Origin of the sequence: Oscillatoria sp. HE19RPO, from assembly GCF_024220515.1 — a bacterium.
Taxonomy (GTDB): domain Bacteria; phylum Cyanobacteriota; class Cyanobacteriia; order Cyanobacteriales; family Laspinemataceae; genus Laspinema.
Window position 1 is genome coordinate 1 of the sequence record NZ_JAMXOT010000278.1, and the last position, 17,324, is coordinate 17,324.

Annotated in this window: 10 protein-coding genes; all 10 read left to right on the forward strand. The window is 49.5% G+C overall.

Going from position 1 to position 17,324, the window contains the following annotated elements:
• Positions 1 to 279: 279 nt before the first annotated feature.
• The 10 genes from NG833_RS22890 (at position 280) to NG833_RS22935 (ending at position 17,274) form a co-directional block, all read left to right on the forward strand.
• Entirely contained in the window at positions 280 to 579 is a 300-nt protein-coding gene (locus NG833_RS22890; protein WP_254567582.1) for a PAAR domain-containing protein, read from the forward strand.
• A 131-nt stretch (positions 580 to 710) separates the two neighbouring features.
• The gene (locus tag NG833_RS22895; protein ID WP_254567583.1) at positions 711 to 1,127 is read left to right on the forward strand and encodes a GPW/gp25 family protein; all 417 of its coding nucleotides are present in this window, start codon (positions 711 to 713) and stop codon (positions 1,125 to 1,127) included.
• Between the two features lie 209 nt (positions 1,128 to 1,336).
• Entirely contained in the window at positions 1,337 to 3,598 is a 2,262-nt protein-coding gene (locus tag NG833_RS22900) for a putative baseplate assembly protein (RefSeq protein WP_254567584.1), read from the forward strand.
• A 39-nt stretch (positions 3,599 to 3,637) separates the two neighbouring features.
• Positions 3,638 to 4,723, forward strand: a complete 1,086-nt coding sequence (locus NG833_RS22905) for a phage tail protein (protein WP_254567585.1) — start codon at positions 3,638 to 3,640, stop codon at positions 4,721 to 4,723.
• Between the two features lie 281 nt (positions 4,724 to 5,004).
• Positions 5,005 to 6,456: a hypothetical protein gene (locus tag NG833_RS22910; protein WP_254567586.1), complete on the forward strand. Its 1,452-nt coding sequence runs from the start codon at positions 5,005 to 5,007 to the stop codon at positions 6,454 to 6,456.
• Positions 6,457 to 6,520: 64 nt separating this feature from the next.
• Positions 6,521 to 8,440 carry a cyclic nucleotide-binding domain-containing protein gene (locus NG833_RS22915; RefSeq protein WP_254567587.1) on the forward strand — a complete coding sequence of 640 codons (1,920 nt, stop codon included), beginning with the start codon at positions 6,521 to 6,523 and terminating at the stop codon, positions 8,438 to 8,440.
• A 32-nt stretch (positions 8,441 to 8,472) separates the two neighbouring features.
• Positions 8,473 to 10,698 (forward strand): hypothetical protein, encoded by a 2,226-nt coding sequence (locus NG833_RS22920; protein WP_254567588.1) that lies wholly within the window; start codon positions 8,473 to 8,475, stop codon positions 10,696 to 10,698.
• 150 nt (positions 10,699 to 10,848) lie between these two features.
• A complete protein-coding gene (locus NG833_RS22925; protein ID WP_254567589.1) occupies positions 10,849 to 13,587 on the forward strand; it encodes a transcriptional regulator in 2,739 nt (912 codons plus the stop codon).
• 366 nt (positions 13,588 to 13,953) lie between these two features.
• The gene (locus NG833_RS22930; RefSeq protein WP_254567590.1) at positions 13,954 to 15,498 is read left to right on the forward strand and encodes a pentapeptide repeat-containing protein; all 1,545 of its coding nucleotides are present in this window, start codon (positions 13,954 to 13,956) and stop codon (positions 15,496 to 15,498) included.
• A gap of 21 nt (positions 15,499 to 15,519) precedes the next feature.
• Positions 15,520 to 17,274, forward strand: a complete 1,755-nt coding sequence (locus NG833_RS22935; protein ID WP_254567591.1) for a tetratricopeptide repeat protein — start codon at positions 15,520 to 15,522, stop codon at positions 17,272 to 17,274.
• The last annotated feature ends 50 nt before the right edge of the window (positions 17,275 to 17,324 follow it).

Below are 17,324 nucleotides of genomic sequence, written 5' to 3' on the forward strand. Positions count from 1 at the left end.
GTTGAACGGTTGAATGATTTATATTTTGCAATCCCCTCAAGTCGCAGGACTTACGCAATATTTGAGATTAAGACCTAAATGTAGGGTAGATTCGCGAATTTAGCCCGCGCAGGCGGGCTTTGTTAGTATAGCCCCACCCTTGAGGGTGTGGGTTTTTGCCCAAGAGTACCGAATTTGGTATGAAATCCCGCAGAATGCGACTTATGGCTAATGGTCAGTCTCCGGTGAACCCGTTAAAAATGGGGGCTAAATGATCCAGCCCATAATTAGAGGAAAATCATGTTTCCTGTAGCAGTATTAGGAGATGTAGCCGGTGGGAGTCCCATTGTAGGGCCCGGAGCACCCACGGTTTTAGTCATGGGACGACCGATCGCTTGTATGGGGGATGCGGTTGCCGGAGCACCGATGGCAGCGGGGACCTTGGTGATGCCTGCTTCGGTGACGGTATTGGCGATGGGACGTCCCGTAGCGCATACCATGACAATGGCAGTCGGGATGAGCGTCCCGGCACCGGTGCCCGTTCCCTTGGCGTTACCCGTGATTGGCACCGGGGTGACGGTGTTGGTTGGACCTCCGTAACCAGGAACACCCCTGAAAGGATCAGGGGTGACCGAGTGGCTACAATTCCTTTAGACTCGACTTTTGGCGAATATTCCTCAGTCTGTAGACTTTAGTAAACTAGCGACTAAAGTCTGTGGGCTAACTGTTTCATGGCAAACGATTACAACCCCCAACCGCCTCGGGATTACGTCGGAACGGGATGCTCATTTCCGTTACGGATCAATGTCCAGGGCAAAATGCAACTGAGTTCCGATGTCCGCAATGTGGAGGAATCTATTCGGATTATCCTCAATACCAAATTGGGAGAGCGCGTTTACCGCCCTAATTTTGGGTCGCGCCTGTCGGAGTTGGTGTTTGCGCCGATGAATACTCAAACCCTCTTACTCATCCGCGTGTACATTGAAGAAGCTCTGGAATTGTGGGAACCGAGGATTACCATCGAGGGAATTTACACCGAACCCGATCCGGTTCGAGGTCGGGTTGAGGTTCGGATTGAATATAGTCTCAGCGACAGTTACGAGACTCGTAGCATGGTCTATCCGTTTTATTTAATGCCGTCATCTTAAAGGGGTCATTGGTCACTGGTCATTGGTCACTGGTCATTGGTCACTGGTCATTGGTCACTGGTCATTGGTCATTGGTCACTGGTCATTGGTCATTGGTCATTGGTCATTGGTCATTTGGATTTCTGAATAATTAGGACAAACGACAAATGACAAATGACAAACGACAAATGACAAACAACAAATGACAAACAACAAATGACAAATGACAAATGACAAATGACAAACAACAAACAATGGACTTTAATTTTTTACCGAATTTACCTAAATCAGATTTAGACGATCGCAAGTTTCAGGACTTGGTGGATGAATGCCTGCTGCGGATTCCGCGCTACTGTCCGGAATGGACGAACTATAATCCCAGTGACCCTGGGGTAACTCTGGTGGAACTGTTCGCCTGGATGACGGACCAAATGTTGGCCCGGTTTAATCAGGTGCCGCGTCGCAATTATGTGACGTTTTTAGAATTACTGGGGGTGCGCTTACGTCCACCGACTCCGGCTAAAACGGAGGTAACGTTCTATATGAGTGCCTCCTTACCGGAGAATTACACGATTCCGGCAGGGACGGAGGTGGCGACGGTACGGACGGAAGAGGAAGAGGCGATCGTGTTTAGTACCGATGCGCCGGTGGCAGTGGGTAAACCTCGGATCCGGCATTTGTTAACGGCACCCTCTGCGGAACAGGAACCGCAGATTTTGCGCGATCGCTTCATTGGGTCTTGGCGGATGGAACGCACTGGGGAATGGCAAGGATTAGAGTTACCGTTTTTTGACGATACCCCGGAACCGGGCAATTGCTTTTACCTCGTCTTCGATTCCGAAGCGCTCATCGAAGGCAATGTCATCGCCCTCACCTTGAAAGGGGAAGCGGCAACCTCCACTGGGATTAACCCCGAGATGCCTCCGAGGCGCTGGGAAGGGTGGAATGGGGAAAAGTGGCAACCGATCCTCCTCCATGAATCGGACGATCAAACCCAAGGATTCAGTTTTAGCGAAATCGTCCGCCAAGGGGGCGACCCTCTCTCTGGGGCCGATGTGGTCCTGCATACCCCGAAAACTTGGCCGGTGACCCACTTTTTTACCTACCAAGGTCGGTGGATCCGTTGCGTTTATACTCGACCGGGGGCCTATCAAGCCGGATATACGCGATCGCCCCGCATCGTCGGGTTGAGCGCCCGGTCCATTGGCGGTAGTGTCACCGCTTCTCAAAGCACCCTGATTCGCAATGAAATCCTCGGGGAAAGCGACGGCAATCCCGGACAAACCTTTCAGTTACAGGGAGTGCCGGTCCTACCCCGACGGGAAGACGAATATATCCTGGTCACCCCTTTGGGGGGACTCCCCCAAATCTGGCAAGAAGTCAATGATTTTTCCACCTCGGGGCCGGAAGACCTGCACTATACCCTAGATTCCCTCACGGGAAAAGTTCAATTCGGACCCCTGATCCGCGAACCGACGCAACTGCGGGAGAAAATGGCTTGGCGGGCGTCGGAACAAGGTATCCGGGGGGGTCAGGGGGCCTTGACTTTAGCCAATGGCCGCCAGGGCGATCGCAATGCCTTTCAACCGATGTCCGCCACCGGAATCGAGTCGATGGAACGACAATATGGAGCAGTCCCTCCGCGAGGCGCTACGATTCAAATCGTCAGTTACCGGACTGGAGGCGGACTGCGAGGGAATGTCCAAGCCGGAACCATTCAAATTGTCAAATCAGCGGTGCCTTATGTCGCAGCGGTGATTAACCATCTGCCAGGACGTGGGGGGGCCGATAGCGAATCCCTGGATGAAGCGGTGATCCGTGCCCCGCGAATGCTCCGCACCCGCGATCGGGCCGTGACTATCGAAGACTTTGAAACCCTCACCCTAGAAGCGGGAGGCGGTGCAGTTGCCCGGACCCTCTGCTTACCCCCCACCCAAAAATCCGAAGCCGGAACCGTCCGGATGCTGCTCGTCCCCAAACCCGATACCCTGAGCATCGAACGCGGCGAAGGCATCGACCCGGACCTGTTCGCCGTTTCCCCGACATTGGTCAATCGAGTTCTCACCTACCTGGACGATCGCCGTTTGCTAGGAGTACAGGTCCTCTGTAACCAACCCGACTACATGGGAGTATCCGTGCAAACAGAAGTTGCCCTCAAACCCGAATATAAAAACCCTAGCGCCCAACAGCAAATCATCTTTGCCATGCAAGTGGCGCTGTATCGCTTCCTGAATCCCCTCACCGGGGGACCTGATGGGACGGGATGGCCCTTTGGACGGCCTGTCTATCCCTCCGATATCGTCACCATCCTGCAAAACATTCCCGGCGTCCTCTACCTCGGTTCCGTCCAACTCTTTGAACTGCGTCGCCGCAACGGGGTTTGGGTGCGAAGTCTCCCCCGAGATCCGGTAATCAACCCCGGTCCCTTGGGTTTAGTCTGTTCCTGGCGCAATGATACCCTGCGATCGGGTCACACCATCAGCGTCATCTAAACCTCAGTGAAAATCCGTGCAATCCGTGGTTCAACCATCATGACTCAAGCCCGTGACATCCTCCCCTTAAAACTGCAATTGGTGCCCATGCAAGTGCCAGAAGCACCGACTGAGCCGGTGGGACGGTGGCACGAAGCCTTGGAGATTGCCGAAGGGGTGCGATCGTCCACCATCAACGCCAGAAAGGCTTTGCCACCCCCCCGAAATCGTTGTGACCTCGTATTGCATCCAGGAGAACCCAGCGAAATCCTGGTCAAACTGGAAAACATCGGCGATCGCACCCTTGCCGTCAATGCAGCGGTGACGGGCAATTTTCCCCCGCAGTGGTGCCAACTGGGAACCGAAGGGCACGAACTGCCTCCGGGAGGCAAGATGGAAGCGGTCCTCTATTTTAACGTTCCCCCAAATTTCTTCGAGAGCCCAGAGATTATCAGTGCCAATCCGGCGCTTTTGGACTTTCAGGGCCGCTTGAGCGTCGCTTGCACCGAAGAAAATCGCACCGGAGAACATCGGGATTCCGCTGCCTTCAACCTCTACCTCCGTCCTCGGAGTCTCTACCTGGAATTTTTACCGGAACTCTACCAGGAAGTAGACTTTATCGGTCGATTGCTCTCGATTTTTGAGCAGAGTTTTGAACCCACAGTTCAGGCGATGGATGCCTTATGGGCCTATCTTGACCCCTTGATGGCTCCTGAAAGTCTCTTACCCTTTTTGGCGTACTGGGTGGGTTGGGAAATCGACCCCCATCTGAGTCTGGCACAGCAACGCTATCTGATCCGCTATGCGATCGAACTCTATCGTTGGCGCGGCACTCGTCGAGGATTGCGTTTTTATCTATATCTTTATACCAATTTGCCCCTGGATGACCATCTTCCAGAAGATGAAAAACATATCAGTATTCAAGAAGTTTTCACCCAGGGATTAGTGCTCGGAAAAAGCCGCTTAGGAGAAGATACCAGCGTCGGAGGGGGACAACCCTATCATTTTATTGTCAAGCTGCGACCCGACTATCCCAACCAAATTGATGAAAGATTAGTTAGAAAAATTATCGACCAAGAAAAACCAGCATTTTGTACTTACGACCTTTATATTAATCCTGTGAATCCTATCCAACGCATTGAGTAGATGGTTGTTTGTCATTTGTCATTGGTCCTTGGTCATTGGTCCTTGGTTATTGGTCAAACAACAAATGACAAATGGCAAACAACAAATGACAAACAACAAATGACAAACAACAAATGACAAACAACAAACAACAAATGACAAACAACAAATGACAAACAACAAATGACAAACAACAAATGACAAATGACAAATGACCAATGACAAACAACAAATGACAAATGACAAATGACAAATGACAAACAACAAATGACAACCCTCCCCCTATTTGGTAAATTCCTAACATGACACTACCTTGGCTCCCTCCTAATATCAAACCTTTAAATCGGCTGCAAGTCACCGATGGACTGTTAATTGATGCCGAACGGTGGCGCTTGGCTCATGACTACCACCGCCATCGCCAAAATGCTCATTTTCAATCCTTGAATCAACCAGGAATTGTCAGTGATATGGGGGTGCGGTTAATTGACCCTCCTGATGATATTCCCTCTCAATATCGGGATAAACGATGGTTGCAAGTGCAGCCGGGAATTGCGATTGATTTGTTTGGGAATTTGATTGTGATTCCGGAACCGATTGATTTTCGGATTACTTCGGCAGCGCTGATGGGAAAACCGTTGATGGTTTATCTCGTGGTCAGTTATGTAGACCCTGATGGATTGGTGCGGGAGGAAAATGGGACTGGAGATATTGTCACCGAATCTTTTAGAATTGATGAGAAAAATAGCCCTCCGGCAGAGTGGGAGGTTGAACTTTGTCGGATTTTGCTGCAACCGGGAGAGGTGGAACTTTCGACCGCTTTAGATGCTTGGTTTCCTGGGGTGAATAATTTAGATTTGCGCTATCGACCCCAAGCGAATGCGCGAACCCAGGCGGTGGTCCGGTTGGCACAGGTGGTTAAAAATACGCCGGAAGATGGTCAGATTTATGCGAATTTGGCCTATCTGAGTCAGGCGATCGCCGGTCTTTATCCGGTTTGGCAAGGATTCAATGAAATTGGGCAGTTTACGTTAAATTCTGCCTCGGAAATTAATGACTTAGTTACTTATGATGTCCTGTATTTTAAAACACAACCTGCCCTCTCTCTCAGTCCCGGAGAATTTGACATTTTAGGGCAGTATATAGAAATGGGAGGGGTGCTGTTGGTAGAGGCATCGATTAAGGGAACAAAAGTTGAAGAATTGATTGGGTTACACCATCAATTACAAGAGGCGATCGCCCGGGTGGAAATGAGCTTAAATCTTCCCAATGAACCCACTGAAACTCCCGATAAAACCGCTTCCGCCTCTCGGAATCAACAACTGGCAAATCACCGGGAAATTTACCAATCCTTAGAAGAAGAATTAATTTCGGTGAAAACCGCCTTGAGCGAAGAAATTAATACTCTCTCTTCGGCCTTCAAAAAATTTGCACGAGACTTAGGAATTCCTTTAGAAGACCTAGATAACCTCAGCCGGAATCACCCCTTGAGAACTCAGCCTTTTCTATTTTCAGCTTTACCGACGGTCAATGGACAAGCCTTAAAAATCTTAACCGGAGGAGGAATTATCATTTTTATCGGTAATTTATCCGCTGCCTGGGGATTAGATCCCAAGCTTTCGTTAGGCAGAGAAACGATTCGGACGGCACAGGAAATGGGTATTAATATTTTACATTATGCCCGCACCCGCCGGACACTCACCCAATTACAAAAAGCCAAAGAATTTCCACCGACCCAACTCCCCGATTTGAGTTGAGATTCGCGTTCCCGTCGCCTGCGGAATGCCAGGGTCAGTTTAAGCCACATCATGGGTTCAAGAGATGGTTTCAATCCGCAAAATTATACCCGCATTGATTGTTGTTCCAATTTTTGTCGCCGTCGGAGTGACTGGATGGCTGTCCTTTCGCAGTGGACAGCAGTCGGTTGAGATGCTAGCTCGCAAGTTAAGTGAAGAAGTTAGCGATCGCATTGAGTCCGAAGTGACGACCTATATGAAACACCCCCAGGTTTTTCATGAATTAACCTTGGCTGCCATTCGCAGTGGCAACTTAAATGTCCAAGACTTTGAACAATTAGAACGCTTCTTTTGGAATCAAATGCTTTGGGATGATTCCATTATCTATTCTTATTACGGAAATGAAGCGGGAGAGTTTATTGGAATTAACGTCGTAGATGACGGGAAAAGAGTGCTGCGAATTCGTCAGCAAGAGTCGGGTTCTTCCCGCAGAACTTATGAACTCGATAGTCAGGGAAATCGACTCGGTGAAATTAGCGTTGGGGAGTACGATCCGCGCGTGCGACCCTGGTATCAAAATGCTAAAAGCCTCGGTAAAACGACCTGGAGTCCTATCTATAAGTTTCAGTCCCAAGATGTCCTAGGCATTACAGCGGTTGCGCCGGTTTATCAGGCCGGTGGGACTCTAGAAGGGGTCTTCGCGATTAATATTTCCTTGGGTCAATTGAGCGACTTCTTAAACAGTTTAGAAATTTCTCCAGCCGGAGCTGCTTTTATTGTAGAACGCTCAGGAACGATTGTGGCCAGTTCGGTGATAGAGAATCTATTAGTGGAGGGAGAAGCCGGACAAACTGACTCTCCGGAAAATCCGAACCGACTGTTAGCGGTTGAAAGTGTCAATCCAGCCATTCAAGGCACAGCACGGGAATTATTAGCACGGTATAACGATCTCGATAGTATTCAGACTTCTGAGAATTTTAAATTTTCCCTGGATGGCAAAATGCAACTGGTAGCGGTGAATCCGATCCAGGATGGTCGGGGTTTGGACTGGCTAATTGTGGCGATCGTCCCGGAATCTGATTTCATGGGATATATCTATGAAAATACGCGCAATACGGTTGTCCTTTCCCTTGCCGGTTTGGTGGCAGCAACCCTCTTGGGAATTGCGATCGCCAGATGGTTGATTCAACCCATCTTACAACTCAGTGCCACCGCCCATGATATCGAGTTAGGCCATTTTGACCCCAACAGTTTGACAGATGTCACCAACCGTGGCGATGAAGTCGGTCAGTTGGCGAGGATTTTTCAAGATATGGCCAACAAAATCTATGCGCGGGAGCAAGGATTTAAAAACCAGTTAAACTTGCTGCAAGACGAGACAGATAAAGCCAAAAAAGCCATGCTGTTAACTCAAATGAGCGACAGCAGTTACTTTCAACAGTTGTTGATGAAATCTAAACGCACTCGCAGCAAAGCCGAAGAATTTAAAAAAATAGATATTGCCGATTTGTTAAAAAAAGTCTCTTATTTCAACAGTTTTAGTGAGGCTGAAATTCAGCGGCTCATTGAAATGGGATATCGCAAGATTTTGTATCCGGGGGAATATGTTTGTCGGGAAGATGAACAGGGAGATGCGTTTTATATTATTCTGGAAGGGTCGGTGGAAATTTTTGTGGAAAAAATTGATAAATTCCTCACTAATTTAGGTGTGGGAACCTTTTTTGGCGAACTCTCCTTACTTCTGGGAATTCCCCGAACGGCCACGGTGCGGACGCGAGAAGATACGGTTTTATTTGTTCTGGACCGCGAAGGCTTGCAAAAACTCTTAAGGAATTATAAAGATTTAGCTGAACAAATTGCCCAAGCTCTGCACGAACACAAAGCCGAATTAGAATCGAGAAAAGAACTGCTACAAAAAATGGGGTTATTGGATGATGAGGAGGGGTTCAATCAAAACCCCTTGGGCTGGATCCGCAACCGAATGTCAACGTTATTTGGCTTGTAAATTAAATAATTTTTTAGACAAAAGCAATCATAATGGCAACGACAGCAATTAATACAATTGTCTCGACGAAAGAACTCCATTTCCAACCGGGAGGAGTCCCGGCGTCGTTTGAAGTCACTGTGGTGAATGGCAGCGATCGCTTTGCCAGCTTTCAACTCGAACTCGTCGCCGCCGGTGCTGCTGCCGATCGCAATGGCGACTGGTACAGCATCTCCCCCACCGCCAGCAGTAAAAAACCCCCCGGTGCAGCCACCCAGTTTCATGTCTCCATTCTCGATACCCCAGTCCCGGGATTTGTCGGGATGATGAACATCCGGGTACGGGTCTTTTCGATGGAACTCCCGGATGAAACTCGGGAAATTCTCCGATTGGTGGTGGAACGGGGGACGGGATTAATTGCCCTGCAACTGGAACTCCCGGTCAAACAATTTCAAATTAATCCCGGGAGTCGCATCGAAGTGCCGGTGAGGGTTTATAACCCAGGGCAACTCCTGAGTAATGCTCTTTTGACCGAGAAGGCGATCGACCCTAGATGGCTCCCCCTTTCCGGGGAACGACGGTTACAAGTGCCTCCGGGTAAATCCGTGGAAACAACCTTTACCTATCAACCGCCCTTTGGTGCCACCGCCCCCAGTCAAGCCTACCCCTTCACCCTAGAAGCCACCCATAATAATGGCCCTGCCTCTCGGGTTTCCGGGACCCTAGAGGTGATGCCAATGGGGTTTGTCGAGTTTACCGCTACGCCCAAGCAGCGGACCATTCCCCGTAAACTCCGGTGGAAATTTTGGCAGTCTCACCCAGTCACCTACAACCTGGAAGCCAAAAATGCCAGTAATTTACCCCAGGAAGCTACCCTGGAACTGGCTGGAGAAAATTCCCCAGAATGTGACTTGACCCTAGTCCCGGAAACCAGTGCGATCGCCCCGGAAGAAACAGGCGAATTCCTCTTAACCGCCCGTAAAAAACGGCCTTGGTTTGGCAGAAACCGCAAGTTAGTCATCGATTTGACCGGGATTTGGTCCGATCGCCGAGTGGATACCCGCAATGAACATCAAACCCTAGAATTAGTCGTTAAACCCGTCCTCCCTCTGTGGTTACAACTCCTAGGCGGACTCTTCCTCCTTTATCTTCTCTGGTGGTTATCCTGGCTAAATCCCAGAAATCCCTTTTTTGGACATAATGAACCCGTCAACACCGTAAAATTTAATGGGGTGGGGGAAAGACTGATTAGCGGGTCCAATGACCAAACCATCATCGAATGGAACATCAGCGGATTTTTTAATCCCATTGTTAACCCAGAACTGCGGAAATTCCCCAACAAAGGAAATCGATTCTGGCAATGGCTGACTCATCCCTTTCAAAACTGCCAATCCCCTGGCTGTACCGACTTAGTGGCCGAAAAAGCGGTGCGAGTCTTGCAGTATCGCCCGGTTAACAATAATTGGGTGGCAACCGGGTTAGAAAATGGAGAAATTCACCTCTGGAATTTGACCGAGAACCGACCGGACCCGTTACAGTCTTTTGTCTATCAGAAAGATGACCGGGTGTTTGCCTTAGAATTTACCCAGGATTCTCGCGCTTTATTTAGTGGTCATGGGAGTGGGGCGGTCTTACAATGGGACCTGAAAGAGGGGGAACGGCCTGATTCAACCTTGGGCGCAAGGGCGCCGAATCTCAAACAATTTAACTTTGCCGTTTATGCCCTGAAATTTGTGGGCAATGACGATCGCACCCTAGCTGTAGCGGGACAGTTAAATCAGTTAGTGCTGTGGAATTGGCGAGAAAATACCGAAGCGGTCGTACCGTACCCGGAAGGAGGAAAGGATGACTATATTAACAGTTTGGATACTGCGGAGTTCAATCCCAACCTGCTGGCTACTGCCGATACTCACGGATATATTACCTTATGGAATATGCAGCCCTGTTTGAATGGGGGCGCAGATTGCCAAAGAATCGAACAATGGGAGGACGGTCACAAGGGCCAACCTGTGCGATCGGTCGCCTTGAGTGAAGATGGCTGTTACCTGGTCAGTGGCGGCGATGATGGCAGGGTGATGTTATGGCCGCTCAACATTGATGGCAGTCGCGCTCAACCCCAGGGAGAGCCAATTATGGGGGCTAAAAATAAAAACTTTAATAGTGTCGATATTAAAGAAGTGGATGACCATCTGTTGATCGCTGCCGGTAGCGACGATCACCTAGAGGTCCGGGTTCAATCCCATTCCCGATTACCGAACTTGGGGTGTGATTTGCCTTAAGGGGGGATTGGTCATTGGTCATTTGTCGTTTGTCATTGGTCATTTGTCGTTTGTCATTGGTCCTTTGTCCTTTGTTATTGGTCATTGGGGGTTGGTCATTTGTCATTGGTGGTTCGTGGTTGGTGGTTGGTGATTTAAGGAGCAAAACGAATGGTAATGCAGGGTTACAGTCCCAAATCGGGGCAGATAGTCAATGGATTTGAAGAGAATAATGGCGATCGCCCCTTGATTCGTCCGATTGGGATTATCCTCAATCCCGCAGGCGTTGCCTTAGTCACTGCCGGGGAGGTATTAGAACTCACCGCAACCATCACCAATCAAGGGTCCGTCAGTGCCATCATTGATGTGTTCATCGCGGAAACCTCCCAACCCGTTCATCAGTGGTTTGTTTCTCCTCGGGAACGACTGGCCTTAAGTCCGGGACAATCCAGTGAAGTTGTGTTTCAGGTGCAGATTCCCGTAGATGCCATCCCCGGCACCTACGACTATACCCTGGTCATTGATGCGCCTCAACATTACCCTGAAGAAACCCCCATTGACCAAAAGGTACGACTGCAAGTCATGCCCTTTGTTCAGGAAGCGCGGACCGTCAGCGACCCCACCTTTACCCTCCAACCGCCCACCAGTTCGGTCTCCCCCGCCCTCCTCCAACCGGGACAACCCCTGGAACTTCAGGTCACGGTTCATAACCGTTCGGACCGGGTAGACCGCTTTTTTCTCACCTGTCCGGACCTGGAATCCCGGTGGTTTACCATCATCTATCCCGAAGGATTCCAACAAGCAGGCATGGCGATCGCCTCAGATGGGCTCGAACTCAATCCCGGGGATATCGGTCAAATCCTGCTGTTTATCAGCCCTCCTCCTGATACTTGGGCTGGCGTGTATGCCCCCACCCTCCGGGTTTACTCCACCAACCATCCGGACCTCGCCCTGTTAGATGTCGTTTATCTCCAGATTGCTCCCCTGCATCTGGTCACCATTGAACTGCTCTCCCTCGTCGCCAAAATTAAGCGCGAGGCAGGACTGTTTGAACTGAAATTATCCAACCAAGGCAATGTCATCCGCGAAATTGCCATCCATGCCAAAAGTACCGATGAAGAGGACATCTGTACTTATACAATTACCCCTCCGGTGGTGCGACTCTTACCGGGAACCTCGGTTACCGTCGGGGTTTTGGTCAAACCCACCAAGGGATGGCGGCCTTTCTTCGGGCGGATGATTAATTTCAGCATTGAACTCGAAGACCTCCAACAATACCCCTTAATTAGCGATCGCTTTCAAGCTTCTTTATTCTGGGAACCCCGTCCCTGGTGGCAATTCTTACCCATCGTCATCCTGATGTCGGCCAGTGTTGCCGCCCTGATTTTTCTGATTTGGTGGCTGTTAACTCGTCCCCCAGTGCGCGCACAAGTCTTGCAATTTTCCCCAGAAAGCAATTCTTATCAAGAACTGAATAATGAAGCAATCCGCCTTAACTGGACGATTTCCAATCCCAATCACCTCAAAACCGTCACCGTAGTCGGGTTTTCTCCCGATGGACGGGTCAGGAGTGGACCGTTTATTTACGAGTTTACTCCGGGATTGCCCAATTCCCTGGAACGGTTTTGTACCCAAGCGGCACAACTGATTTGCCGCAATGTTTGGACTGACGCCAGGGAGGCGGGAGATTATGTATTTGAACTCAGCGCCATTCCGATTAATCCCAAGGCCGAAACCCAAACTATCCGCACTAATCCTATTCGGATTTTACCCGTTCCTGAACCCAAAATTGAGGAATTTTCCTCCACTCAACCCGTCTATCAAGAGCGCCTGTTGCTCCCGGGTACTCCTGCTAACCCTACAGCAGCTAACCCTCCGGCTACCCCACTCTCTACCCAGAGTAATCGGATTCTATTAAATTGGGCGCTTTCTAATCCGGATCAGATTCAAGAGATTAGATTACTCGGGTTGGGTCCTGATGGAACAGTTAAAAGTGTGGAAAGGCGCTATAACTTTGCCGATGGAATTCCCGAAGAGTTGCGGGGATTTTGTGGAGAAAACCCCGCCAGTCGCCAAGTAATTTGTGCCAATGTTCCCACCGATGCCATTCAACCCGGGGACTATATTTTTCACTTAACGGTTATCCCCAAAAAAGGACAACCGGAACAATTAGAAACCCGCCAAACGAATACCATCAAAATTCTGGCTCAAAAGATTCCCAGTCGGATTGTCGAGTTTACCTTTAATGGACAACCCGCACCCCCGAAGTTGGTGCGACAAGCTAATCCCCAACAAAATTCGCTGATGATTTCCTGGAAGGTAGAAGGGGGGAACGGGATGAAAGTTGAACTGCTACCCGCCCCGGGAACAGTGCCTCGGGAAGGGAGAATGCCCTATCCGGTGAGTCAACAACCGGGCAGTGAAACGATTACTTTGCAAGTCACCGATGAAGAGGGCAACCAACAACAGCGATCGGTGATTATCGAGACATTAGCGCCCCCGCCACCCCCAGAAATCGTGGACGTTCCGCCACCCCCGGCTATCCCACAAGCCCCAGCAATGGTGCCTACTCCCGGGGCACCCGCCAGTTCAGAGGGTGACCCTGCTGCTGCCCCTGCTACTGCCCCCGCACCCGGGACTCCAGACGCCGCCTTGGTTATTCCAGCACCCCCCACCCCGGGCGGCGATGCTGTGGGTCCACCCCCCGTAGAACTCCCGGTTCCTGGGGCAAATCTCCCCGGTGGTGTGGATGGTGCAGCCCCAGGAGGAACCTCTGATAGTGCTGCCGAGGGTGCTGCCGAGGGTGCAGAGGAAGCAGAAGAAGCAGGGGAAGCGGAAGAAGAACCGGGTCCCAAGTTCTTTGAGACTCAACCCCTTGCGCCAGCCGAACTGCCTCCGCAGTTTAATTAAATTGGTCATTGGTCATTGGTCATTTGTCATTTGTCGTTGGGAGGCTGTTTCTACTTTGCTTCTCACCCTCGGTAAGCGGGGTTGAAAAAATATCTATCTTGAGCGTAATAGTTATGTTGACTCACTGAAAATAGGGTAATAAACATGAAAAAATCCCGCCCGCCTATTCCTATCTTTTGTTATTGGTCATTGCTCATTGGTCATTGGTCCTTAGTTTAATTAAATAGGTTAAGGGTCATGCTTCTGTGGCAGGGAAGTTCTCTCCCTGTTAGTAGTAACGACTTCAGTCGTTCTTAATTGAAGAGGGTTTGGAAACCAAACCCCTACATCCCGGATTTGGTATTACCCCCAGAAAAACTCATAAACATGAAAAAATCCCACCCGCCCATTCCTATCTTTTGTTATTGGTCATTGCTCATTGGTCATTGGTCCTTGTTTTACTTGATTTCCCTCCCGACTCCCGTCTTCGCTGCCAAGGGTTCCGATGTCGCTAAATTGCAAGAAACGGGTCAATGTAATCGCTGTAACCTGCAAGAAGCAAATTTAATGGGGGCGGAACTTCAAGGTGCGGATATGTCCGACTCTAACCTGAGATTGGTGAATCTCAGAGGGGCGAAACTGGATGGGGCAAACTTTTCGCGATCGCGAATGAGGGAAGCGGATTTAAGCAATGCCACCCTCGGCAGCGCCACCCTAGAACAAGCGAACTTAGAAAAAGCCAAATTCAACGGAGCAACCTTATTTAGAGCCAACCTCAATCAAGCAAATTTAGAAAAGGCAGAACTCTTAGGCGCTAATCTAAATTCCGCCAATTTAGAACTCGCTAATTTAAAAGAAGCTAATTTAGAAAATGCCGATTTACAAGACGCCACCCTCCCTCTAGCTAATTTAGAAAAAGCCAACCTCAAAAATGCTAACTTTAAAAATGCTGACTTATCCGGCGCTAATTTAAAAAAAGTTAATTTAGAAAATGCCAACCTAGAAGGTGCAAATCTCAGCAGTGTCAACTTAGAAGAAGCCAAACTCTTTAGAACAAATCTCAAAGGAACTATCCTGAATGGTGAAACAATTCTCGATAGTAAGTGGCAGTTTATTTGGACCGTTGTCAATCAACCCTTAGCGGGTCAAATCCTTACGGGAAGTGACTTATCCGGCGCAAACCTCGAAGGTATGAACTTAACCGGCATCAACCTAGAGGGAGCCAACTTAGAAGGCGCTTCCTTATTTATGTCTAACTTAGAACGGGCAAATCTGACGGGAGTCAATTTAACCGAGTCTTATCTCCATTATACGGATTTCACTTCAGCCAATCTCGTCGGCGCAAATCTACATCGGGCTGATTTACGTCATAGCATTTTATTAGGAACTAATTTAACTCGGGCTGATTTGAGTTCTGTTAATTTCCAAGGAGCAAATCTGCGGGATAGTAATCTATTCGCGGCAAATTTAGAACAAGCAGACTTAGGCAATGTCAACCTGTTGGGTGCAAATTTAGGAAATGCCAATTTGCGGGATATTTTAATTAATGAAGAAACAGCCATAGAAAGTCAATGGTTGTTTATTTTAGACTTAATCAAAAATGGGGCAGAAAACCAAGATTTAACCGATGCGAATCTGGTGGAAGCTAATTTAAGCGGGATTAACTTAAAAGGAGCAAGACTGGCAAATGCCAATTTGCAGGGAGCGGATTTAAGTCTGGCAAATCTGGAAACCGCCCATTTGTTTGGGGCGAACCTGCAAAATGCCAATTTAAGTGGAGCGAATTTAAACGGAGCAAATCTGGGCAGTGCAAATTTGACCGGGGCAAATTTAGAAGGGGTGAATTTGAGTCAGGTTTATTTATGTAATGCGATTATGCCCAATGGTATTGAAAATCGCTGCAATTCCGAAGAAACTAATCCAAACCCATGATGACAAAAGCAGGAAAATATTATGAATAAACAGCTTGTAAAAACCGGAAGCAATTCAGTAAAAATCGGGGTATCTGTTCTATTGATGATGGCGGGGATGGGGGTGGGAGGCGGCAACTCCAAACTGTTGGCACAGGAGGGGTTAGAGGATTTTTCCCATTGGGCGGGGTTATGTCGCACCTTGCTGGAACAAGGGCAATATGAGGAAGCAGTAGCCGCCTGTGATGCTGCGATCGCCTTGAATACCAATGACCCCATCGTTTGGAGCGATCGCGGAGATGCCTTATTTGCCTTAAAGCAGTACGCCGAAGCTGTCGCCGCCTACAACCAAGCCATTGAACGCGACCCCAACAATTCCCTGTTACTGACAAAACGCTGTTCTGGTGCAGTCGAACTCAGTCAATATGAAGAAGCAGTCGCCTCCTGTGACACTGCCTTACGCATGGATAACAACTGGGAAAACCAATCCCCTGCCGTCGCCTGGTATCATCGCGGAGTCGCTTTGAGTCGTTCCGGCCAAATCGAAGAAGCCCTCGCCTCCTACGAATGGGCGATTAAAATCAATCCCAATTATTCCATCGCCTTGGCGGGACGATGCGCCATTCTCTCGGAATTGGGACAAGGTGCAGAAGCGCTAACTGCTTGCGATCGCGCCTTGCAAGTCAATCAAAATTGGGGAACCCTCAACCCCGCCATTGCCTGGGCGAACAAAGCCAGACTGCTCAAATCCCAAAGACGCTATGACGAAGCCTTAGCTGCCTACGATCGCGCCTTGGGATTGGAACCCAATGATGCTGCATCCTGGACGGAACAAGGCATCATCCTCGGCATCCTCGGCAGACACCCGGAAGCACAACTCTCCTTCCAATGGGCGGTCAAAATCAATCCCACCTCTTCCTTTACCTTGCTGCATCAATGCGCCAACTTGAACCGATTAGGCAGCTATGAACCGGCAAAAGCGGCTTGTGAAATGGCACTACAGGAGGGCGATGGCAACTGGGGCGACTTGGGACCGGCTTATGCTTGGGTGCAGTTAGCCAATGCATTGACGGGACTGGAAAATTATGAAGAATCCCTGGCAGCGTCTAATAAGGCGATCGGACTCAATCCGCAGTTAGCCGATGCTTGGAGTAATCGCAGCGTTCCCCTGTGGCATTTGAACCGAGAACAAGAAGCCTTAGCCGCCACCGAACGGGCGATCGCAGTCGCCCCGGGGTCATCCTTAGCTTGGTTCAACCAAGGGCGAATTCTCACCGGATTAGGCCGATATGATGAAGCGGTGGATGCGTACAATCGCGCCTTGAGAGGGGATGCCAACGTAGGCGATCGGCCCACAATGGCGGATATTTGGGTGAATCAGAGTGCCGTCCTCTATCGCTTAGAACGCTATGCCGAGGCAGTCGCCTCCGCCGACAGCGCCCTAGGAATGGCCCCCGAATTCGCCCCCGCGCTCTATAATCGCGCCCTCGGACTAATGGCACTGCGCCGCTATGGGGAGGCGGTTACGACTTACGAACGTGCTATCCAAATTAATGCTGAAAATGCTGATTTTTGGGCGGGGAAAGGCATCGCCTTAAGATTTTTAGAAGAATATGGGGATGCCTTAGCGGCGACCCAAAGAGCGTTGGAACTGAATCCGACACATTCTCAAGCGTTGATTAATCAAGAGATTATTATGGAGGAGATGAATAAGGGAACTCCAAAAAATAAAACCTTCAAAAAACCCGCAGGCTCAAGCCTGGGGCTACACGGACAAAGCGGTGCCTGCGCGGGCTAAAAGAGCCTTGTTAGGTGCGATCGCATCAAAGCAAGGATGATTTATTTGTT